The 20,902-nt window shown below is 59.9% G+C and carries 20 protein-coding genes; 8 read left to right on the forward strand and 12 right to left on the reverse strand.

Translation table 11 applies throughout. The annotated features are described in order from the left end of the window. Positions 1 to 8 precede the first annotated feature (8 nt). Positions 9 to 509: a retropepsin-like aspartic peptidase RloA2 gene (gene rloA2 / locus HU722_RS27195; protein ID WP_065880150.1), complete on the reverse strand. Its 501-nt coding sequence runs from the start codon at positions 507 to 509 to the stop codon at positions 9 to 11. A gap of 173 nt (positions 510 to 682) precedes the next feature. On the opposite strand from rloA2, the gene yihG reads away from it, so the two are divergent. Further along, a complete protein-coding gene (yihG, locus tag HU722_RS27200; RefSeq protein WP_065871841.1) occupies positions 683 to 1,570 on the forward strand; it encodes a 1-acylglycerol-3-phosphate O-acyltransferase, YihG family in 888 nt (295 codons plus the stop codon). Here yihG and HU722_RS27205 read toward each other — a convergent pair. Further along, positions 1,567 to 2,139 (reverse strand): DUF2780 domain-containing protein, encoded by a 573-nt coding sequence (locus HU722_RS27205; RefSeq protein WP_065871842.1) that lies wholly within the window; start codon positions 2,137 to 2,139, stop codon positions 1,567 to 1,569. The genes yihG and HU722_RS27205 overlap by 4 nt on opposite strands. Positions 2,140 to 2,275: 136 nt before the next feature. On the opposite strand from HU722_RS27205, the gene HU722_RS27210 reads away from it, so the two are divergent. From HU722_RS27210 to HU722_RS27220, 3 genes are all read left to right on the forward strand, one after another. Continuing rightward, a complete protein-coding gene (locus HU722_RS27210; RefSeq protein ID WP_065871843.1) occupies positions 2,276 to 2,734 on the forward strand; it encodes an anti-sigma factor domain-containing protein in 459 nt (152 codons plus the stop codon). Positions 2,735 to 2,918: 184 nt separating this feature from the next. Beyond that, on the forward strand, positions 2,919 to 3,320 hold the full coding sequence (locus HU722_RS27215) for a DUF3757 domain-containing protein (protein WP_065871844.1): 402 nt from the start codon (positions 2,919 to 2,921) through the stop codon (positions 3,318 to 3,320). A 160-nt stretch (positions 3,321 to 3,480) separates the two neighbouring features. Continuing rightward, positions 3,481 to 3,873, forward strand: coding sequence for a hypothetical protein (locus tag HU722_RS27220; protein ID WP_065891365.1), 393 nt, complete (start codon positions 3,481 to 3,483; stop codon positions 3,871 to 3,873). A gap of 43 nt (positions 3,874 to 3,916) precedes the next feature. Here HU722_RS27220 and fdhA read toward each other — a convergent pair whose 3' ends face one another. The 8 genes from fdhA to HU722_RS27260 form a co-directional block, all read right to left on the reverse strand. Further along, entirely contained in the window at positions 3,917 to 5,116 is a 1,200-nt protein-coding gene (fdhA, locus tag HU722_RS27225) for a formaldehyde dehydrogenase, glutathione-independent (protein WP_049711206.1), read from the reverse strand. A gap of 189 nt (positions 5,117 to 5,305) precedes the next feature. Beyond that, positions 5,306 to 6,163 carry a formyltetrahydrofolate deformylase gene (gene purU / locus HU722_RS27230; protein WP_065871846.1) on the reverse strand — a complete coding sequence of 286 codons (858 nt, stop codon included), beginning with the start codon at positions 6,161 to 6,163 and terminating at the stop codon, positions 5,306 to 5,308. 10 nt (positions 6,164 to 6,173) lie between these two features. Beyond that, entirely contained in the window at positions 6,174 to 6,806 is a 633-nt protein-coding gene (locus HU722_RS27235) for a sarcosine oxidase subunit gamma (RefSeq protein ID WP_065891364.1), read from the reverse strand. Positions 6,807 to 6,928: 122 nt separating this feature from the next. Further along, a complete protein-coding gene (locus HU722_RS27240) occupies positions 6,929 to 9,946 on the reverse strand; it encodes a sarcosine oxidase subunit alpha (RefSeq protein ID WP_065891363.1) in 3,018 nt (1,005 codons plus the stop codon). Further along, positions 9,943 to 10,245 (reverse strand): sarcosine oxidase subunit delta, encoded by a 303-nt coding sequence (locus HU722_RS27245; protein WP_065880153.1) that lies wholly within the window; start codon positions 10,243 to 10,245, stop codon positions 9,943 to 9,945. Before HU722_RS27245 ends, HU722_RS27240 begins: the two co-directional genes overlap by 4 nt. Positions 10,246 to 10,260: 15 nt before the next feature. Continuing rightward, the gene (locus tag HU722_RS27250; protein WP_010207084.1) at positions 10,261 to 11,511 is read right to left on the reverse strand and encodes a sarcosine oxidase subunit beta; all 1,251 of its coding nucleotides are present in this window, start codon (positions 11,509 to 11,511) and stop codon (positions 10,261 to 10,263) included. Positions 11,512 to 11,533: 22 nt separating this feature from the next. Continuing rightward, positions 11,534 to 12,787 (reverse strand): serine hydroxymethyltransferase, encoded by a 1,254-nt coding sequence (gene glyA / locus HU722_RS27255; protein WP_065871850.1) that lies wholly within the window; start codon positions 12,785 to 12,787, stop codon positions 11,534 to 11,536. Between the two features lie 265 nt (positions 12,788 to 13,052). Continuing rightward, the gene (locus HU722_RS27260) at positions 13,053 to 13,781 is read right to left on the reverse strand and encodes a TraX family protein (RefSeq protein ID WP_065880154.1); all 729 of its coding nucleotides are present in this window, start codon (positions 13,779 to 13,781) and stop codon (positions 13,053 to 13,055) included. A 90-nt stretch (positions 13,782 to 13,871) separates the two neighbouring features. On the opposite strand from HU722_RS27260, the gene HU722_RS27265 reads away from it, so the two are divergent. Further along, complete coding sequence (locus tag HU722_RS27265) at positions 13,872 to 14,912, forward strand: threonine aldolase family protein (RefSeq protein ID WP_058426659.1); 1,041 nt, start codon at positions 13,872 to 13,874, stop codon at positions 14,910 to 14,912. A 175-nt stretch (positions 14,913 to 15,087) separates the two neighbouring features. Beyond that, positions 15,088 to 15,285 carry a hypothetical protein gene (locus HU722_RS27270; protein WP_065871853.1) on the forward strand — a complete coding sequence of 66 codons (198 nt, stop codon included), beginning with the start codon at positions 15,088 to 15,090 and terminating at the stop codon, positions 15,283 to 15,285. A 58-nt stretch (positions 15,286 to 15,343) separates the two neighbouring features. Here the strand turns inward: HU722_RS27270 and HU722_RS27275 are convergent, their stop codons facing one another. Continuing rightward, on the reverse strand, positions 15,344 to 17,161 hold the full coding sequence (locus HU722_RS27275) for a flavin monoamine oxidase family protein (protein ID WP_065880155.1): 1,818 nt from the start codon (positions 17,159 to 17,161) through the stop codon (positions 15,344 to 15,346). Between the two features lie 283 nt (positions 17,162 to 17,444). On the opposite strand from HU722_RS27275, the gene HU722_RS27280 reads away from it, so the two are divergent. Continuing rightward, positions 17,445 to 18,878: a purine-cytosine permease family protein gene (locus HU722_RS27280; RefSeq protein ID WP_175405802.1), complete on the forward strand. Its 1,434-nt coding sequence runs from the start codon at positions 17,445 to 17,447 to the stop codon at positions 18,876 to 18,878. A gap of 2 nt (positions 18,879 to 18,880) precedes the next feature. Beyond that, complete coding sequence (locus HU722_RS27285; protein WP_065871856.1) at positions 18,881 to 19,696, forward strand: nitrilase family protein; 816 nt, start codon at positions 18,881 to 18,883, stop codon at positions 19,694 to 19,696. A gap of 3 nt (positions 19,697 to 19,699) precedes the next feature. On the opposite strand, the gene gbcB is transcribed toward HU722_RS27285, so the two are convergent. Then, entirely contained in the window at positions 19,700 to 20,800 is a 1,101-nt protein-coding gene (gene gbcB, locus HU722_RS27290) for a glycine betaine monooxygenase reductase subunit (protein WP_065871857.1), read from the reverse strand. Positions 20,801 to 20,902: the final 102 nt, after the last annotated feature.

The following is a 20,902-nucleotide window of genomic DNA, read 5'->3' on the forward strand; positions in this document are numbered from 1 at the left end:
GTGTTCCGTCAGCAGTCCGGTTTGTCAGCAGTGTAACGACGGGCCGGATTTACCGCAGCGCCGAATTCACGCAGGGCCTTGGCACCGATCAGCAACGGGTAGTTGAAGCTGCTGCGGTCGGTGAGGTTAACCTCGACGGTACGCTTGACGTTGCCCAGGCACATTTCCAAGTCGATCACCGGGCGCTTGGCCACGCTGGCTTCATCCTTGTCCTCGTCTTCGTCGGCGCGGCTCTTGATCTTGCTGATGCGCGAGACTTTGTGTTCGTAGACTTTGTTGGAGGCATCCTTGCCGCCGAGGCGGAAGCGCACCCAGTCGTCGCCATCACGGGTGAAGGTTTCGATATCACGCGCCGACAGCGAGGCGGTCAACGCGCCGGTGTCCATCTTGGCCTTGAAGGTTTCGCCGATCTCCGGCAATTGGATGTATTCGTAGCGACCGTAAAGGGTCGGTTCGGCGGCCATGACAGGCAGGGCAGCCAGGGCGAGGGAGGCAAGGAGCAGTTTCACGAAGTGATTTCCTCGGAAAGAAGTAGGCGGATTCTAGACCGCAAAGGCAGCACTTAGTTAGCTCGTCCCAGCATACCCGGCACATTGTGAAACATTCGTCCGGCCATTTGCGATTTGGCCTCTAGACTCAAGCTGCTTATCATGACCCGCCCACACGATTGCAAGAGTTGCTTATGCGCCGCCTGCTCACCGGCTGTTTTGTCTCATTGCTGTTATTGCTCAACACCCTGGTCCTGATCGGCCCGCTGATGGTGTTTGCCCTGCTCAAGGTGGCGGCCCCTGGTCGCGCTCGTGACGCCATGTCGTGGGCGGTCATGTGGATCGCCGAAACCTGGGCCGAGATCGACAAGCTGATCTTCGCGCTGTGCATCCCGACCCAATGGGACATTCGCGGTGGCGCAGACCTGCGCGGTGATACCTCCTACCTGGTCATCAGCAACCACCAATCCTGGGTGGATATTCCGGCGCTGATCCAAGCCCTCAACCGTCGCACGCCGTTCTTCAAATTCTTCCTGAAAAAAGAGCTGATCTGGGTGCCCTTCCTCGGCCTGGCCTGGTGGGCGCTGGATTATCCGTTCATGAAGCGCTACACCAAGGCATTCCTCGCCAAGCACCCGGAACTGGCCGGGCAGGATTTAAAGATCACCAAAGAGGCTTGCGAGCTGTTCAAGCGCCAGCCAGTGACGGTGGTCAATTATCTGGAAGGCACGCGGTTCACCGAAGCCAAGCGTAGGCAACAGGATTCGCCGTTTACCCGGCTACTCAAACCCAAGGCGGGTGGCGTGGCGTTTGTGCTGGCAGCCCTGGGAGAACAGCTGGATGCGGTACTCGACGTGACGGTTGTCTATCCGCAGCAAAAAATCCCTGGGTTCTGGGATTTGATCAGTGGCGCAGTGCCAAAGGTGATCATCGATATCCGTACCCGTGAGCTGGACCCGGCATTGTGGCAAGGGGATTACGAGAACGATCCGGCCTTTCGCCAGACCGTCCAGAACTGGGTAAACCAGCTCTGGAAGGAGAAGGATGCGCGCATCGAACAACTGCGCGCACAAAGTCGTTAGCTGCCAGTACCCCACGCCTGGGCCAACTTGCCCAGCAAGGAACTGTTGGCACCCTGCCCGCCGAGGTATTGCAGGATTACCGGCGCAAACTGGCTAACCATGCCGCTGTCCATGCCCAGGGCGCTGAACGCGGTGTTCAGGTCATTGGTGTTCTTCACGTTACCCAGCAGGCCGTCGAGGCCACTGGTCTTGCTGCCACCGGCCTGGCCGAGCATCCCGCTCAAGGCCCCGAGGCTGCCCAATGCGTTGTTGCCCGACAACTGGTCGAGGCCCGGCACACTATTGCCCAGTTGCGAGTAGTCATTCCCGCTCAGCTTGTTCTTGGCCAGGCCCAGCATGGCGCCAGTGCCGCCGACCGCTTGTTCGGGGGTGATGTTCAGTTGAGAGGTCAATGCACTCAGCAAACCGGCCGTCTCGGAAGACGGTGCGGCAGCGGCAGCCTTGTTGTTGCCACCCTGCATACCGGAAATGGCATTGGCCGCGTCGCCAAGGCTGAAACCTGCGGCGAGCACCGGGCCGGCTGCCAGGGTCATCAGGCAGGAAAGGGCGAAACCGCGTGAAATCTTCATCGAAACAACCTCTGGGTGTAGGGGTGAAAGCAGGCGTTTGACTGGGCATCCAGCCCATTGTTCCGGGCCGGCCGAGGAACCCAATGGCAGGGTGGCAGTCCATGGAATGAATTCAAAAAATGCCAGGAACAGCCGTATGAGCGCCAGCCGCCCCCAAGTGATTGAACAAAAACCCCCGTTCTGGAGCCGCCCGCGCGTGTTCATCGGCGTGTGCGTGGCCATCGTCACCGGGCTCGGCGGCGCGCTCTACACTCAGGACACCGTCAAATCCGCCGCGACCCTGGTGACCACCACCCAGCAGCCAGCAGCGCAGGTCATGGCGCACAAGGATTACCTCGAAGTTGAACCCATTGCCGCGGCGGCGCCTGAACCCGACCGAAGCCTGGAACTGTGGGCCATGCCAGAAGACGGCGCACCGGTTTCCCTGGGGCTGTTACCGGAAGATGGCAAGGGCATCATTGGATTGAACCCACGCCAGCAAGCCAGCATTCGCAAGCCAGTGGAATTGATGGTGAGCTCGGAGACCAAGGGTGGATCGTTGAGCAAGCAGCCAACCGGCCCGACGGTGTACCAAGGCGCTCTGGCCAATCGCTGACACGCAAACCATGTAGTGCGTCATCCAGGCTGATCACCTGTACGCGCGTCGTTTTTTCATATCTGGCAATAAAAAACCGCACCTTAATCTCGATTTCTTCTAAATCACTGTCACTTCTAACAGTAGCTGCCGCCCGCACACCACCTGCAGCATAGGGCCTTCCACGCCCCACAGGAGGTGGGCTATGAAAAGTGCACTGCTTGCAGGCGTGTTAGCCATGGTGTCACTGATGGACAGTACCCACGCGGCGACTTCCACCTGCCCGCCGATCCAAGACATCAAACAAACGGAGATGGCCAATGGAGGTTACCGCTATGAAGCGTCATATCCCGATGGTCGCACCTGGGTAGGCGCAAACCCGCAGGCGACAGCGTCGTACCTTATTGATTCGACGTTTCACGATGCCCGCTACGATGCAACCGACCAATCCGTCACCTGCACCTACAAAGGGCCAATGAACAACGACGCGAGCTTTTCGGTCACGCTCAAACCTGTCTTCCATTGGAACCTTCTCCCGATAGGCGATTGGAAAGGCACGTATTGCGAAGCCATGGAAGTTGCCAAGTGCTCATTTACGCATCGGTGAAAAACGCTACCGAGACATTCCTACAGTTACCGCCCACAAACCCACAGTCAGCGGACCAGGTTGTGGCGGAACTCATCCATCCAGACAGCCCACTCAAGGCAGCCTTCCCATTCACTTTCAACGGAGAGGCTCGGCCACAAAACAAGGAGCTGTAACGATCATGATCGGATTGATACCCAATTTTTATGCTGTCTTCAGCGCAATCAACAACCTGCATTCTCGCACGCGAGACCAGGCCTCACCGCACCAGGCCACGGGCCTCGACCAATGCCCGGCCACTCGCGACCTTCAATCCAAACCCTATACAGACCCTGACCTTCCGGCGCCCTATGGCAAGGGTTGTCAGTACACTGCCACGACCAACGACAAGGCGTGGACAGGGCAAACGGCAGCCACCAAGGACGACTATCTGGACCCGGAATACGCGCTCAAGGCCGAGGAGTTCAGTGAGCGCAACGGCAAGGTCTATTGCGACTACGGTGGCAAGCGCCTGATCAAAAACGGTGAGGTGGCCGATCCCTATCTGCGACTTTCAACCATCAGTGACCCATAAAAAATGGCGACCTCCGGGTCGCCATTTTTTTCAGCCTTGAACGTTATGCCGCGCTGAACAGCTTATGCGGATCAATCACAAACTTCTTCGGCACACCCGCATCGAACTCGCCATACCCGCGTGGCGCGTCATCCAGGCTGATCACCTGCACGCCCACGATCTCGGCAATGTTGATGCGGTCCCACATGATCGCCTGCATAAGAGCGCGGTTGTACTTCATCACCGGGGTCTGGCCGGTGTGGAAGCTGTGGGATTTGGCCCAGCCCAAGCCGAAGCGAATGCTCAGGCTGCCCATTTTCGCAGCGGCATCCACGGCGCCCGGGTCTTCAGTTACGTAGAGGCCCGGGATACCGATCTTGCCCGCCACGCGCACTACGCCCATCAGCGAGTTGAGTACGGTGGCCGGGGCTTCCGCCTTGACGCCTTCATGGCCGTGGCCGCGCGCTTCGAAGCCTACGGCGTCGACGGCGCAATCCACTTCCGGCTCACCCAGCAGCGCAGCGATCTGTTCGTGCAGCGGAGTGTCCGTGGACAGGTCGGCAATCTCGAACCCTTGTGCCTTGGCGTGGGCCAGGCGGATTGGGTTGACGTCGCCGATGATCACCACCGCAGCGCCCAACAGGCGTGCAGAAGCGGCAGCGGCCAGGCCGACCGGACCAGCGCCGGCGATGTAGACGGTGCTGCCAGGGCCAACACCGGCAGTGACGGCGCCGTGGTAGCCGGTCGGGAGGATGTCGGAGAGGCACGTCAGGTCGCGGATTTTCTCCATGGCCTTGTCGCGGTCCGGCAGTTTCAGCAGGTTGAAGTCGGCGTACGGCACCAGCACGTATTCAGCCTGGCCGCCGGTCCAGTCGCCCATGTCGACGTAGCCGTAGGCGCCACCGGCACGGGCCGGGTTGACGGTCAGGCACACGCCGGTGTGTTGTTCTTTGCATGAGCGGCAACGGCCGCACGCGACGTTGAAGGGAACGGAAACCAGGTCGCCGATCTTCAGGTTCTCGACGTCGCTGCCCTTCTCGATCACTTCACCGGTAATTTCATGACCAAGCACCAGGCCGGTCTGGGCAGTGGTACGGCCGCGCACCATGTGTTGGTCGGAGCCGCAGATATTGGTGGAGACCACGCGCAGAATGACGCCGTGCTCAATCTTCCTGCCACGGGGGTCCTGCATTTTGGGATAGTCGATTTTCTGTACTTCGACCTTGCCGTTGCCGAGATACACGACACCACGATTACCAGACATGCTTTCACCTCGCTGTTGTTTTTATGGAACCGCGTTGCCCGTTGGGTGGGCAGCGCGTTTAAGTGCTCGGGTACAGATGCTGTTTTTGCGTTGCTAGTGAGGGCCTCATCGCGGGCAAGCCCGGCTCCCACATTTGATTGGGTTTACATACTCCCAATGTGGGAGCTGGCTTGCCTGCGATAGCGTCAGTCAGAGCACCACAGTTCTATTGGCGTTCAAGAACACCCTTCGCTCAATGTGATACCCCACTGCACGGGCCAGTGTCAGCCCTTCAATATCACGCCCCTTGGCAATCAAGTCCTCGGGGTAGTGACTGTGATCCACCACCTCCACACCCTGGGCAATGATCGGGCCTTCATCCAGGTCGTTGTTGATGTAATGCGCCGTGGCGCCAACCAATTTCACGCCCTTGTTGTACGCCTGGTGATACGGCTTGGCGCCCTTGAACCCCGGCAACAACGAGTGATGGATATTGATGGCCTTGCCATCCAGCTTGCGGCACAACTCCGGTGACAGCACTTGCATGTAGCGCGCAAGGATCACCAATTCGGCGCCGGTGTCTTCCACCACCTGCCACACCTGACGCTCCTGGGACGGTTTGTCGTTGGGGTCGAGGGGGAAATGGTAGTAGGGAATCTGGTGCCAGTCGGCCAAAGGTTGCAGATCGGGGTGATTGGACACCACCGCCACCACGTCCATCGACAGTTGACCGATACGCTGGCGGTACAGCAGGTCGTTCAGGCAGTGATCGGCCTTTGAGACCATGATTACTACTTTTGGCCGGTAGTTCGGCGCCGTCAGCTCGAAGATCATGCCAAAGGCTTCACCGCGAGAGGCCAGGCCATCGCGAAAACCTTGCTCGTCAAAACCGTCGGGCTGGCGAAATTCGACGCGAATAAAAAATCGCCCGGAAAGCCGATCATCGAACGAGTGGTGCTCGGTAACGTAGCAGCCCTGCTCGAACAGGTAGCGGGTGACCGCGTCCACCGTGCCGAGCACGCTGGGGCAGTCGGCGGTCAAAATCCATGTATCAGGTGCGCGGCTCATGGGTCACTCCTCAGGCTTGGACGCTCAGACCGAATTCAGCCGAGGCATCCTGCAACCACAACCACCAGTAATCCGAGAAGCTGCGACGAATCAGCAGCTCCCAGGTGTCTTCAGCGGTGTGGCGGATCACCAGTTGCGACTTGGCGAACACCGTGCCCACTGCCTTGCCCACCGGGAAATTGTTGGGGTGCACGTCGTAGCTGGTGGACTTCATCAGCACCTCGCGCACGTTCGGGCCGCTGAGCTCAAGGATCTGCTGGCCGCCGCTGACGTTGACGATCTGGATATGCAGGTCACCCAGGGCGGCACGCAGGTTTTGCTCGGCGGCGAATTCTTCACCGCTTGGCACGATCAAAAGCCACTCATCCGGACCGAGCCATTGCAGGCTGGTTTCGCCTTTGACGATCACCGTCAAAGCGGCTGGCAGCTCAATACCGAGAGCCTTGTGCACGCCGGCGGCAAAAGCAGCGTCATGGCCGTCGCCGCGGATAGTCAGGTGGCCGAGAAGTTTCTTTTCACGCACGGTCACACCGGCGTTCTTGCGGCCCTTGCCGACCAAGCTGGCGAGGTCGGCATGGTGCAGCGACGACTCGGCCTTGGCGCCGGTAGTGGGGCGTTGTTGGTAAACGTTGGCTGCTGTCATAAAGCACCTTTCCTGAATTCTGTTGTGCGGCTACTGACGTCATCGGGGGCAAGCCCCCTCCCACATTCTTGAAGGGTGAATGCATTCAAGTGTGGAAGCTGGCTTGCCTGCGATGCCGTCGATCAGATGTTCTGACGATCGCCTTTCGGGTCGAAGAACACCGAAGACACAATCTCCGCCTCGATCACACTGCCATCCGCCTGCGGTGAGAAGACCCGCTCGCCGACGCGCTTCAAGCCGCCCTTCACCACGCCCATGGCAAACGAATAACCCAGGGAGTTGTGCGCATAACTTGAGGTGACGTGACCCACCATCTTCATCGGAATCGACTGCTTCGGATCGAACACCAGCTGCGCGCCTTCCGGCAGCCAAACGGTCGGATCGATCGGTTTGAGCCCAACCAGCTGCTTACGCTCTTCACGCACGCAGTCTTCACGGTTCATGCCGCGCCAGCCGATCCACGAGAATGGCTTGGTGCGGCCTACGCACCAGCCCATGTTCAGGTCGTCCGGGGTCATCGAACCGTCGGTGTCTTGGCCGACGATGATGAAGCCCTTCTCGGCCCGCAGTACGTGCATGGTTTCGGTGCCGTACGGGGTCAGGTTGTACTTCTTGCCGGCCTCGACGATTTTTTCCAGCACGCCCATGGCGTAGTCGGCCTGCACGTTGACTTCGTACGACAGCTCACCGGTAAACGAAATCCGGAACACGCGAGCCGGTACCCCGCCGACCAGGCCTTCCTTCCAGGTCATGAACGGGAAGCCGTCCTTGTCCAGGTCGATGTCGGTCACTTCGGCCAGCAGCTTGCGGCTGTTGGGGCCGGACAGGGTCATGGTGGCCCAGTGGTCGGTGACCGAGGTGAAGTACACCTTGAGGTCTGGCCACTCGGTCTGTTGGTAGATTTCCAGCCATTGCAGCACACGGGCGGCGCCGCCAGTGGTGGTGGTCATCAGGAAGTGGTTGTCGGCGAGACAGGCGGTTACGCCGTCGTCGAAGACCATGCCGTCTTCCTTGCACATCAGGCCATAGCGCGCCTTGCCCACATCGAGCTTGGTCCAGGCGTTGGAGTAGATGCGGTTGAGGAACTCGCGGGCATCCGGGCCCTGGATATCGATCTTGCCGAGGGTCGACGCATCGAGCAGACCAACGCTGTCGCGCACGGCCAGGCATTCACGTTTTACTGCGGCGTGCAGGTCTTCACCATTGCGCGGGAAATACCAGGGGCGTTTCCACTGGCCGACGTCCTCAAACTCGGCGCCGTTTTTCACGTGCCAGGCTTGCAGCGCGGTGTAGCGCACCGGCTCGAAGATGTGCCCACAGTGACGGCCCGCCACCGCGCCGAACGTCACCGGCGTGTAGTTCGGGCGGAACATGGTGGTGCCCATCTGCGGGATGGTCACGTTCAGCGAGCGCGCGGCAATCGCCAGGCCGTTGACGTTACCCAGCTTGCCCTGGTCGGTGCCGAAGCCCAGCGCGGTGTAGCGTTTGACGTGCTCAACCGACTCGAAACCTTCGCGGGTCGCCAGTTCGATGGCGGCGGCAGTCACGTCGTTTTGCAGGTCGACAAATTGCTTTGGCGCCCGTGCGGTGGGTTTGTCGTGCGGCACTTGGTAAACAGCCAGCGTCGGTTCTTCCAGGCGGCTCAGAGCTTTTGGCAGTGTGCCTTCCACCGGCGCAAAACCGGCTTCGCTGGCCGCGCGCACGCCGCCTTCAAAACCATCCGCCAGGGAATCGCCAAGGCCGTAGACACCGTTGATACCGCCGACGCACACGCGTTTCTGCGGTGCTTCGCCCGGTACAAAACCGAGGATATCTTCACGCCAGGTCGGCTTGCCGCCCAGGTGTGAGGCCAGGTGGACCACCGGGCTGTAGCCGCCGGAGCTGGCCACCAGGTCGCAGTCCAGCCATTCGCCTGGGCTGGTGACTTTGTGTGCTTTCAGATCAATCGCGGCCACGCGGGCAGCGGTCACATGCTTGCTGCCACGGGCTTCGATCACGGCGCTGCCGGTGAGGATGCGAATGCCTTTGGCACGGGCTTCTTCAACCAGCGCGCCGCGTGGGTTATGGCGCACATCGGCCACGGCCACCACTTGCAGGCCGGCGTCGAGCCAGTCCAGCGCAACGCGATAGGCGTGGTCGTTGTTGGTCGACAGCACCAGTTTCTTGCCCGGTGCCACGCCGTAGCGGCGCACGTAGGTGGAAACTGCGCCGGCCAGCATGTTGCCCGGCACGTCGTTGTTGCCGTACACCAATGGACGCTCGCACGCACCGGTCGCGAGGACGACACGCTTGGCACGCACACGGTGAATACGCTGACGCACCACGCCAATCGGCGCACGGTCACCGAGGTGGTCGGTGAGGCGTTCGTGGATGGTCAGGAAGTTATGGTCGTGATAACCGTTGACGGTAGCGCGGGGCAGCAGCACCACGTCCGGCAGGGCTTTGAGTTCAGCGATCACGCTGGCAACCCAATCAGTAGCGGGTTTGCCATCGAGGCTTTCACGCGAGTCGAGCAGCGAACCACCGAACTCTTCCTGCTCATCGGCGATGATCACACGTGCACCGCTGCGCGCAGCAGCCAGTGCAGCGGCCAAACCCGCAGGGCCTGCGCCGACCACCAGCACGTCGCAGTGACGGTTGAAGTTGTCGTAGGTGTCCGGGTCGTTCTCGGTCGGCGAGCGGCCAAGGCCAGCCGCCTTACGGATGTACTTCTCGTACGTCATCCAGAACGATTGCGGGTACATGAAGGTTTTGTAGTAGAAACCCGGTGGCATCAGCTTGCCGCCGACCTTGCCGAGAATGCCCATCACGTCGGTATTCACGTTTGGCCAGCCGTTGGTGCTGGTGGCGACCAAACCTTGGTACAGCGCTTGTTGCGTGGCGCGCACGTTGGGAATCTGGGTGGCTTCGGTGGCGCCGATCTGCAGCACCGCGTTCGGCTCTTCGGCGCCCGCGGCAAAGATGCCGCGTGGGCGCGAATACTTGAAGCTGCGGCCGATGATGTCGACGCCGTTGGCGAGCAAGGCCGCGGCCAGTGTGTCGCCTTCAAAGCCTTTGTAGCTCTGGCCGTTGAAGGTAAACGTGAGGACTTTATTGCGGTCGATCCGGCCACCGTTGGACAGGCGATTGGTCTGGCTCATACCTTCTCTCCAGCAGCCTTGGCGGTGAATTGCGGCTTGGTGCCGATCTTGTAGGTTTCAAGAATTTCGTAGGTCACGGTGTCGCGTGTGGCGTTGAAATACTGGCGGCAACCGGCGGCGTGAATCCACAGCTCGTGGTGCAGGCCGCGCGGGTTGTCACGGAAGAACATGTAGTCGCCCCACTCTTCATCGGTGCAGGCGTTCGGGTCCAGCGGGCGCGGGATGTGCGCTTGGCCGGACGCGTGGAATTCCTCTTCGGAGCGCAGTTCGCCACAGTGAGGACAGAAGATATGCAACATAGGGAATTTCTCCTGTTAGTGGGCGACGGCCGCAGCGCCGTGTTCGTCGATCAACGCACCGTTGTGGAAACGGTCGATGGAAAAAGGTGCAGCCAACGGGTGCATTTCACCCTTGGCGAGGCTGGCGGCAAACACGTTGCCTGAGCCCGGAGTCGCTTTAAAACCACCGGTGCCCCAACCGCAGTTGAAGAACATGTTCGGAACCGGTGTCTTGGAGATGATCGGGCACGCATCCGGCGTGGTGTCGACGATGCCGCCCCACTGGCGGTTCATGCGCACGCGGGACAGCACTGGGAACATCTCGACGATGGCCTGGATGGTGTGCTCGATCACCGGGTACGAACCGCGCTGGCCGTAGCCGTTGTAGCCGTCGATACCGGCGCCGATCACCAGGTCGCCCTTGTCGGACTGGCTGATGTAACCGTGCACGGCATTGGACATGATCACGCTGTCGATAATCGGCTTGATCGGCTCCGACACCAACGCTTGCAGCGGATGGGATTCGATCGGCAGGCGGAAACCGGCCAGCGAGGCCATGTGCCCAGAGTTACCGGCCGTGACCACACCGACGCGCTTGGCGCCGATAAAGCCCTTGTTGGTTTCCACGCCAATGCACACGCCGTTTTCCTTACGGAAGCCGATCACTTCGGTCTGCTGGATCAAGTCCACACCGAGCGCGTCAGCCGCGCGGGCGAAGCCCCAGGCCACGGCATCGTGGCGGGCCACGCCGCCGCGACGTTGCACGGTGGCGCCGAGGACCGGGTAGCGGGTGTTTTTCGAGCAGTCGAGGTACGGGATCTCGTCCGCTACCTGTTTGGCGTTGAGCAGCTCGCCGTCCACGCCGTTGAGGCGGTTGGCGCTGACGCGGCGCTCGGAATCACGGATGTCTTGCAGGGTGTGGCACAGGTTGTACACGCCGCGCTGCGAGAACATCACGTTGTAGTTCAGGTCCTGGGACAGGCCTTCCCACAGTTTCATCGCGTGTTCGTAAAGGTGCGCCGACTCGTCCCACAGGTAGTTGGAACGCACGATGGTGGTGTTGCGCGCGGTGTTACCGCCGCCCAGCCAGCCTTTCTCGACCACGGCCACGTTGGTGATGCCGTGCTCCTTGGCCAGGTAGTAAGCGGTCGCCAGACCATGCCCGCCGCCGCCGACGATGACTACGTCGTAGACCTTTTTAGGGGTCGGCGTGCGCCACATCTTCTGCCAGTTTTCGTGGTGGCTGAGTGAGTGCTTGAAGAGGCCGAAGCCTGAGTAGCGTTGCATAGTCATTACTCCAAAACCGCGCTCAGCGATAAACCGGGAAATCAGCGCACAGGGCAGACACGTGCTTGGCCACGTTGGCCTCGACATCGGCGTCGCCGAGGTTGTCGAGGATGTCGCAGATCCAGCCCGCCAGTTCGATGCACTGCGGCACTTTGAAACCGCGCGTGGTCACCGCCGGGGTGCCGATGCGCAGGCCCGAGGTCACGAACGGCGACTGCGGGTCATTCGGCACGGCGTTCTTGTTGACGGTGATGTGGGCGCGTCCGAGAGCAGCGTCTGCCTCTTTACCGGTGAGGCCCTGACGGATCAGGCTGACGAGGAACAGGTGGTTGTCGGTGCCGCCGGACACTACGTCGTAGCCGCGCTTGATGAACACCTCGGCCATGGCCTGGGCGTTGTCGATCACCTGTTGCTGGTAGACCTTGAAGCCAGGCTCCTGGGCTTCCTTGAAGCACACGGCCTTGCCGGCGATGACGTGCATCAGCGGGCCGCCCTGGGCGCCGGGGAATACAGCGGCGTTGAGTTTCTTTTCAATGGCTTCGTTGGCCTTGGCCAGGATCAGGCCGCCACGCGGACCGCGCAGGGTCTTGTGGGTAGTGGTGGTGACCACATCGGCGTACGGCAGCGGGTTCGGGTACAGGCCGGCGGCAACCAGGCCGGCGACGTGGGCCATGTCGACAAACAACAGCGCGCCGACTTTGTCGGCAATCGCGCGAAAGCGTGGGAAATCCAGGGTCTTGGAGTAGGCGGAAAAACCGGCCACCACCATCTTCGGCTGGTGTTCCACGGCCAGGCGTTCGACTTCGTCGTAGTCGATCAGGCCGGTGTCGGTGTTGATGCCGTATTGCACCGCGTTGTACAGCTTGCCTGAGGACGACACTTTGGCGCCGTGGGTCAGGTGGCCGCCATGGGCCAGGCTCATGCCGAGGATGGTGTCACCGGCGTTCAGCAGGGCCAGGTACACCGCGCTGTTGGCGGACGAGCCGGAGTGCGGCTGCACGTTGGCGTAATCGGCACCGAACAGCTGCTTGGCGCGCTCGATGGCCAGGGTTTCGACCTTGTCCACGTGCTCGCAGCCACCGTAGTAGCGCTTGCCCGGGTAGCCTTCGGCGTATTTGTTGGTGAGGCCGCTGCCCTGGGCTTCCATCACGCGCTTGCTGGTGTAGTTCTCCGACGCGATCAGCTCGATATGATCTTCCTGACGCTGCTCCTCGGCATTCATGGCCGCCAGCAGTGCGTCGTCATATCCCTGGATCTGGTCTTGTTTGCTGAACATCGCGTCTCTCCCAGCCTTTCGTATTGTTGAGGCCCGTGCAGAGCCCTTTGATGCGATGGTAGGGCTGACGCCAGCAGGTCAAATGCCTACGGACGCCACGCAAAGGTGCGTTTACGACATGGCGTGAACAACACCGAAACAAATGTGGGAATGGGTTTGTGTGGGAGCTGGCTTGCCTGCGATGCAGACACCTCGGTCTATAAGCAGAACCGACGTAATGCCATCGCAGCGGTTCGACGATTCGACAAGCCAGCTCCCACAAGGGTTACGCGATGATCTTGCGAACGAGCAGCAGCAGGAGGAAATGCAGGGGGTAGAGGGCGTAAGCCCAACGGCGCATGGCCGGGGGCGCGACATCTTTGGCATGTCGCAACAGGACTAATCCCGCCAATGGCGCGATCAGGCAGGCGGCCAACCCCATCAACGCGACAGGCGTGCCGCTATTGAGCAATACCTGCCATTGATTGGCGGCCACACACACCAACCCCGGCAACACGCTTAAATACCAGGGCCGGCGAAACACCAACAGCATCGCCAGCGGCAGCAACACACCAAAAAAACCGAACATCAGGTGCGTGGAAAATACAGCGCCGATTACGACGGCAATCAACGCCAATCCTCGATCAAAAAGCGCCTTCTGCTGCCATCCTCGCGCAACCAGCAACCCCAACGCCAAGGTTGGCAGCACGTTCAACGTATCGGCATCATCGATAAACATCCGATACGGCACTTCGCTGATCACGCTGAACAGCAACAACCATCCCAGATACCGCCACTGGCCCGTGACAGGCGCGATTCTCGTCCGATGCAAATTCGCCGCAATCGCCAGGCAAAACCACGGAAACGCCAGGCGCCCCGGCACATACAAGCCATCCAGGTTCAAACCGACATAACGCAGGTGGTCCAGCACCATGCTCAACAGCGCCAGCCACTTGAGCAAATCCAAGGCGCCATCACGGACGCGTCCGACAGGAATCGTTTCAGTACCGTGCATAATTCCCCAGTGACTTTGCATTTACAGTGCGTGCGCACCCGCGACAATCTTGGTTACAGTGCGCACCAACATCGACCATAGGAATGGGCCATGACCGACAAGAGCCAACAATTCGCCAGTGACAACTATTCCGGCATCTGCCCGGAAGCCTGGGCCGCCATGGAACAAGCCAACCAAGGCCATCAGCGCGCCTACGGCGATGATGAATGGACCCACCGCGCCGCCGACGGTTTCCGCAACTTGTTCGAAACCGACTGCGAAGTGTTCTTCGCCTTCAACGGTACAGCGGCCAACTCCCTGGCGCTGTCCTCTTTGTGCCAGAGCTACCATAGCGTGATTTGCTCGGAAACCGCCCACGTCGAGACCGACGAATGCGGCGCGCCGGAGTTTTTCTCCAACGGCTCCAAGCTGCTCACCGCACGCACCGAAAACGGCAAACTGACCCCGGAGTCGATCCGCGAGATCGCCCTCAAGCGCCAGGACATCCACTACCCCAAGCCGCGCGTGGTCACGCTTACCCAGGCCACTGAAGTCGGCAGCGTGTACACCCCGGAAGAAATCCGCGCCATCAGCGCCACCTGCAAGGAACTGGGCCTGAACCTGCACATGGACGGCGCGCGTTTCTCCAACGCCTGCGCCTTCCTCGGCTGCTCGCCAGCGGACCTGACCTGGAAGGCCGGCGTAGATGTGCTGTGCTTTGGCGGTACCAAAAACGGCATGGCGGTGGGCGAAGCGATCCTGTTCTTCAACCACAAACTGGCGGAAGACTTCGACTATCGCTGCAAACAAGCGGGCCAGCTGGCCTCGAAAATGCGCTTCCTCTCCGCCCCCTGGGTAGGCCTGCTGGAAAACGACGCCTGGCTCAAACACGCCCGTCACGCCAACCACTGCGCACAACTGCTGAGCAGCCTGGTGGCGGATATTCCTGGCGTTGAGCTGATGTTCCCTGTGCAGGCCAATGGCGTATTCCTGCAACTCTCGGAACCGGCGATTGCCGCGTTGACCGCCAAGGGCTGGCGCTTCTACACCTTTATCGGCAAAGGCGGCGCACGCTTCATGTGTGCGTGGGATACCGAGGAAGAACGTGTAAGAGAATTGGCGGCGGATATTCGGAAAGTGATGGAGGCCTGAAACCACGGGGCTTTCAGCAGCGTTTCAGAGACTGTTTGTACGTATTTCTGACAGTATCTATCTACCCCCTTCCTTGAGTAGGATCTCGTCACCCCGAACAGACGGACGCGTTTTTCGGGGCTGACTGCCTGCCGAACAATCGGCTGGAAATGGAAATCCTATAGAGGGCAACATCATGGAAATTCAATGCTACACCACTGATTCTCAGCTGCGTGCCGACGTCGATGCTACATTCGTCAGCCTGGACGACCTCAGGAAGCTGGCCAACGTCGGCGACACCATCATCGAGCCGTCCAGAACCTTTACCGTGACTGGAAAAGAGTTCGAAATGACAGCATCCGGCGGATACATCATCAACCTTTTCGTGCGCTAACCACTAACGCCCGCGCCGCAGACTCATGACCTGCGACGCGGGACTGATGTGATTTCGCTCACAAGGCCTTCGGCTGAAGCGCTTGCCAATCATCAATGGGGCCGCGGTTTGTGAGAAAGGTCCCACCGTTGAATTTCAACGCCAGCTTATTGACGGCATTCAAGGCCGTCGTCACCGCTCCTTCTGCCCAGCCTCCCGTGAACGAAACGTCGTCACCCGCCAGAATGAACCCATCGGGTTTCGGACCCTGCACACCGTTCATAAACTGAGAAAACAGCAAGCGCTGGTACTCGTACTGGCCCGGCAGATTCATTTTGAACGCGCACAGGAAAAACGGCTGCTCCTCCCAGTTGATTTCGACAAAGGGGTTGGTCATGCCGAACTCAGCCGCCAGGTTCAACTGATGAGGGGCATACACGCTGTCCAGCAAGCTTGTGCACACCTGCACGTGGGACGGCTGCGGCGCACTGCGATCCCCCAGGAATTTGAGGCTGTCGTCATTCCAGGTATAAGACAAAAACATACCGCTCCCCCTGTAAGGCCCGAGGCCTTGACTGTAGTCCAGCAGGTAGGTGCCACGGGTGATGCGATCCGACAGGGTCACGCTCATCTTGTGTTGAAAATCTGCTTCCACATCAGTCCAGAAGGGCCGCTGGGTTTGCGCGAAGATTTTGGCGGATTGCATGTAGTGCGTGTACATCACCGCTTCCCATTCCTTTGGGGATAACAGGTCATTCATTTGATTGAAGCGGGCGGCCCCATCCATGTAGCGGAATTTGTCGAGGATCCGCTTGTGAGGGGTGTAGACCACGGCAGGAAAAGTGTATTGACGATCGTCTCCCAGATTATGGTCGTACACCCATACGTCGAACTCGCCATCCGGGCGACGTATAATCTGCCGCACCTCCTGCTTTAAAGGCTGGGCAATGACTTGGGTCGTCAGGCCTTGGACAGTGGTGCCCGCAGGCCAATGCGCCATGGCGTCACCAAAGGTATCCGGGGCGCGACTCCATAACCGTGTTGGCAGCTCGCTGGAACCGTCGAACATCAACTTATGGTTGGTATCCAGCCCGGTATACAGCACCCGCAGCACCTCCAGGAAACAATTGGGATAGTCGGTGTTCCAACCGCCGGTGCCGAAGCCGATCTGGCCGAACAGATCAATGTCTTCGCGACTCCACCCCGCCTGCTCGACCATCGCGGCAAAAAAACTGAGGTTGTCCCAACCCGCATCCAGGATTGCGTTCCACAAGGTCTTGATCTTGGCCTGATCAATGCTGCCCTCGGACATTGCCGCTTCCATCTCGGTGAACTTGATCGGGTCCTGCTCAAGGAACACCTCGAACAACAACCGCTCAATCTCGGCGTATTCCGGCGGCAGGTTATTGCCTTCGTAATAGGTCTGTTTTTGCTGGTAGTCGACTACCGTACTGGAGGTTGCCGCCGAACCAGGGTTGGGAAAATCCGCCGAGTTGGCCGTCATGCCGACCTTCTCGAAATAGTGCATCAACGCCTTGCCTGACACAGGAAAGCGCATCGCCCCCATTTCACAGATCACACTGTTCGCCGGATCTTGCGGATCACCCGCCACGTAGGAATACAGCCGCCCACCAATACGATCACTGGCCTCTACCACCACAGGGTGTAAACCCATGCGCATGGCTTCATAGGCCGCCACCATTCCCGCAACGCCTGCGCCGACGATCAACACCTTGCTGCCATACGCCAGGCTGGAAACCTGCGCCAACGGAGTGCCGTTACTCACGGCGGTATCAAGGAACCGACGGTAATGAAAAGGAAAGTCAGGAACCAGTGCACTGACATCGTTGGCAAGCAAGCGCGCAGCGCCTTTACTTCGGGAGGGAATAGCAGACATGGCAATCATCCTTGGTGTGCAAACAGGACGTCCACCTACTGCTTCACTGCGAAAGGTGACTACGACGAATGTGTTCTTCAGCGTAGTGACTCGTAGGAAATGTCTCTATATCCGTTGGAAATAAAAAAGTGAATCAGTAAGGCAAACCTTATTCCAGAGGGTTTTGCGCACTCAGTTCAGAGATTCATAAAGTGATTATTTGAAAATGCCGATTCAATTGTTTTTTTGCTTACAAGACTCTGCGCAACTCACTCAATAAAAACAGACCGTGATACCTATGAACATGCCCTCCGACCGATCGGCTGCTCCCGCCTCCAGCACGCTGAAAATCGAAACCCGCTCCATCGACTACGTGCCGCGCAATGAACGCCACGGCAAGGTGTGGCATCAGGCGCCGTTCTGGTTCACCGGCAACTTCGTGCTCACCACCATGGTCACCGGGTTTACCGGCGCAGCCTTGGGGCTGAGCCTGATGTACGCGATCCTGGCGATCGTAATCGGCGTGTGCCTGGGCACGTTCGCCATGGCGTTCCACGCCAACCAGGGACCGCGCATGGGCTTGCCGCAGATGATCCAGTCGCGCGCCCAGTTCGGCCTGCGTGGCGCCATCGTGCCGTTTGTCGCAGTGGTCTTCGTGTACATCGGTTTCAACGTGTTCAACGTCATCCTGGCCACCGACGCCATCAATACTGTGCTGCCCGGCCACCGCGCGCCCTGGTATGCATTGATGATCATCCTTGCGGTGGTGATCGCCGTCATCGGCCACGACCTCCTGCACACCGTGCAACGCTGGCTGACCTACGTGATGATCAGTGTCTTCGCGGTCCTGACCGTCGCGGCCTTGCTGCACCTGCAGGCCGATTCAGCCGTGGCCGACGCACATTTTTCCTGGTCGGCCTTCCTGATCCAATTGTCAGCCGCTGCGGGCTATCAGATCAGCTACGCCGTGTATGTCTCGGATTACTCGCGCTACCTGCCCCACAGCACGCCGTCGCGCAGTGTCATCCTCTGGACCTACCTGGGGGCTGCGGGCTCGGCGCTGTGGTTGATGTCGTTGGGCGCATTCCTGGCCTCGGCGCTGCCCTCACCCGACGCCATTGGCAGTGTCCAGGCCGTGGGCAACCAACTGTTGCCTGGGTTTGGCACCTTTACCGTGCTGATTGCCGTGCCGGCGCTGGTCGGCATCATGGCCGTCAACTGTTATGGCGCGATGCTCACCGGGATCAGCGCCATTGACGGTTTTGTCCCGATCAAACCCAGGATCAAGAGCCGCATCGTCGGGATCAGCCTGGTGGCCGCAATCATTTTCGTGATTGCCTTGAGCATCCCTGAGAGCTACCTGAGCAGCTTCAACACCTTCGTGCTCTTGATGCTGTATTTCCTGGTGCCCTGGACGGCCGTCAACCTCGCAGACTTCTACGTCGTACGAAAAGGGCACTACGCAATCAGCGACATATTCAACCCGGCCGGCATCTATGGGCGTTGGTCGGGTGCCGGGCTCACCGCGTACTTCCTCGGTTTAGCCGCTATGATTCCTTTTATGGCTCTGGATTTTTACCAAGGCCCCATCAGCACGATGTTGGGCGGCGCCGATATTGCGTTCGTGATAGGCCTGGCAGTCTCGGCGCTGGTTTACTGCGTGATGACTCGCCACCTCGACCACGCTGCCGAGTCGCTGGCCATGCAGGCCAGCGAACATCAATTAGAAGGAGACTAGTCATGGAGACGCTACGCGTCGTTTGCCATCAACTGGCGCCGCGTATCGGCGAGGCCGACTACAACCGCGCGCTGACCGAACGCTCGATCCGCGCGGCCGCCAACCTCAACGCCCACGTAGTTGTCCTACCAGAGCTGATCCAAAGCGGTTACGTATTCACCGACCAGGACGAAGCTCACACGGTCTCCGAGACACTTGACGGCCCGACCCTTAGCCTGTGGAAAAGCCTGGCGCTTGAGCTGGGAATCATCATCGTCGCAGGGTTCTGCGAGCGCCTGAGCGCGGGACGCGTTGCCAACAGTGCCGCACTGGTCGAACCCACCGGGCGGCTGACGGTATACCGCAAGGCGCATTTGTGGGACCGCGAGAAGCTGATATTCACCCCCGGCGACTCGCCGCCGCCAGTGGTCGACACCGCCGTCGGACGGATCGGCGTGATGATCTGCTACGACCTGGAACTGCCCGAGTGGGTACGTCTGCCAGCGCTGGCCGGCGCGGACCTGCTTTGCGCGCCGGTGAACTGGCCAGAAGGCGCGCGGCCTGCAGGTGAAAGGCCGGCAGAGATCGTGCGGGTCCAGGCCAACGCGGCAGTCAACCGCATGTTCATCGCCGCGTGCGACCGCTATGGCGAGGAACGCGGCGTCAACTGGGTGGGCGGCTCGGTCATCGTCGACGCTGACGGCTACCCATTGGCCGGCGCGACCTCCCATCCGGAGGAACACCAGCTAGTGGCTGACTTGCCACTGGCGCAGGCCCGGGACAAGTCAATCAGCGGCCACAATCACGTTCATCAGGACCGTCGGCCTGGGCTGTATTGAGCATCAGAACTCAATGCGCACATCCCCCTTCGGCACACTGCAGCACGACAGGATGTAGCCTTCGGCTTCGTCTTCCTCGGTGATCCCGCCGTTGTGGTCCATCTCGACCTCGCCACCCAGCTTCATCACCTTGCACGTTCCGCAGATGCCCATGCCGCAGGCTTTCGGGATCAACAGCCCAAGCTTGGCCGCCGCCGCGTGCACGGTTTCGCCCGGTGCCACGCGAATGCTCTTACCCGACGCGATGAACTCCACTTGGTGCAGATCCGCCAGATCGATTTCCGGCGCGTCGGCGGCTTGTTCGGCTTGTTCCACCGCATCCGCACGGGCTTCCGCTGGCGTCGCGCCGAAGGATTCCTCGTGGTAACGCGCCATGTCGAAACCCGCAGCTTCCAGCAGGCGTTTCACCGCGTTCATGTACGGCGTAGGGCCGCAGCAGAACACTTCGCGCTCCAGGAAGTCCGGCACCATCAGTTCGAGCATCTTGTGGTTCAGGTAACCGCGATACCCCGCCCAAGGCTCACCCAACCCATGTTTCTCGCAGATCAGGTGCAGGCTGAAGTTGTCGATCCGCGATGCCATGTGCTCCAGCTCGCGGTGGTAGATGATGTCTTTGGGCGAACGGGCGCTGTGGATAAACGTCATGTCGACGTTGGCGTTGGTGTCATAGAACCAGCGCGCCATGGACATCACCGGCGTGATGCCGACGCCGCCGCTGAGGTACAACACTTTCGGGCTCGGGAAGTCGATGGCGTTGAACAAACCGACCGGCCCGTGCACCGCCAACTCTTGCCCTTCATGAAGGGTATCGTGCAGCCAGTTGGAAACCTTGCCGCCCGGCACACGCTTGATGGTCACCGAAAAGCTGTAAGGCACCGACGGTGAACTGGAAATAGTATAGGAGCGCATGATCGGCTGGCCTTCGATTTCCAGCTCCAGGGTGACGAACTGCCCTGGCTTGAAAAAGAACAGGATCGGCTGGTCGGCCATGAAACAGAAGGTGCGCACGTCCCAGGTTTCCTGGATGACTTTGACGCAACGGACAATGTGCCGACCATTGGCCCAGGTCTGGGTGGTTACCGGATTCAGGAAATTACTGGACATGTTGTTCTCCACCGCCGACGTCGGCCTTATGGTGGCGATTCTGCGTAACGCGAGAACCACCCATTTACCTATCTGCGACATTCACATACTTATCGCGACCAG

It is taken from the genome of Pseudomonas tritici (genome assembly GCF_014268275.3).
GTDB classification, from domain to species: domain Bacteria; phylum Pseudomonadota; class Gammaproteobacteria; order Pseudomonadales; family Pseudomonadaceae; genus Aquipseudomonas; species Aquipseudomonas tritici.

Excerpts from the sequence above, each read along its gene's own strand:
- yihG (WP_065871841.1), top strand. The coding sequence starts at position 683 with ATGCGCCGCCTGCTCACCGGCTGTTTTGTCTCATTGCTGTTATTGCTC.
- HU722_RS27205 (WP_065871842.1), bottom strand. The coding sequence starts at position 2,139 with ATGAAGATTTCACGCGGTTTCGCCCTTTCCTGCCTGATGACCCTGGCA.
- HU722_RS27210 (WP_065871843.1), top strand. The coding sequence starts at position 2,276 with ATGAGCGCCAGCCGCCCCCAAGTGATTGAACAAAAACCCCCGTTCTGG.
- HU722_RS27215 (WP_065871844.1), top strand. The coding sequence starts at position 2,919 with ATGAAAAGTGCACTGCTTGCAGGCGTGTTAGCCATGGTGTCACTGATG.
- HU722_RS27220 (WP_065891365.1), top strand. The coding sequence starts at position 3,481 with ATGATCGGATTGATACCCAATTTTTATGCTGTCTTCAGCGCAATCAAC.
- fdhA (WP_049711206.1), bottom strand. The coding sequence starts at position 5,116 with ATGTCTGGTAATCGTGGTGTCGTGTATCTCGGCAACGGCAAGGTCGAA.
- purU (WP_065871846.1), bottom strand. The coding sequence starts at position 6,163 with ATGAGCCGCGCACCTGATACATGGATTTTGACCGCCGACTGCCCCAGC.
- HU722_RS27235 (WP_065891364.1), bottom strand. The coding sequence starts at position 6,806 with ATGACAGCAGCCAACGTTTACCAACAACGCCCCACTACCGGCGCCAAG.
- HU722_RS27240 (WP_065891363.1), bottom strand. The coding sequence starts at position 9,946 with ATGAGCCAGACCAATCGCCTGTCCAACGGTGGCCGGATCGACCGCAAT.
- HU722_RS27245 (WP_065880153.1), bottom strand. The coding sequence starts at position 10,245 with ATGTTGCATATCTTCTGTCCTCACTGTGGCGAACTGCGCTCCGAAGAG.
- HU722_RS27250 (WP_010207084.1), bottom strand. The coding sequence starts at position 11,511 with ATGCAACGCTACTCAGGCTTCGGCCTCTTCAAGCACTCACTCAGCCAC.
- glyA (WP_065871850.1), bottom strand. The coding sequence starts at position 12,787 with ATGTTCAGCAAACAAGACCAGATCCAGGGATATGACGACGCACTGCTG.
- HU722_RS27260 (WP_065880154.1), bottom strand. The coding sequence starts at position 13,781 with ATGCACGGTACTGAAACGATTCCTGTCGGACGCGTCCGTGATGGCGCC.
- HU722_RS27265 (WP_058426659.1), top strand. The coding sequence starts at position 13,872 with ATGACCGACAAGAGCCAACAATTCGCCAGTGACAACTATTCCGGCATC.
- HU722_RS27270 (WP_065871853.1), top strand. The coding sequence starts at position 15,088 with ATGGAAATTCAATGCTACACCACTGATTCTCAGCTGCGTGCCGACGTC.
- HU722_RS27275 (WP_065880155.1), bottom strand. The coding sequence starts at position 17,161 with ATGTCTGCTATTCCCTCCCGAAGTAAAGGCGCTGCGCGCTTGCTTGCC.
- HU722_RS27280 (WP_175405802.1), top strand. The coding sequence starts at position 17,445 with ATGCCCTCCGACCGATCGGCTGCTCCCGCCTCCAGCACGCTGAAAATC.
- HU722_RS27285 (WP_065871856.1), top strand. The coding sequence starts at position 18,881 with ATGGAGACGCTACGCGTCGTTTGCCATCAACTGGCGCCGCGTATCGGC.
- gbcB (WP_065871857.1), bottom strand. The coding sequence starts at position 20,800 with ATGTCCAGTAATTTCCTGAATCCGGTAACCACCCAGACCTGGGCCAAT.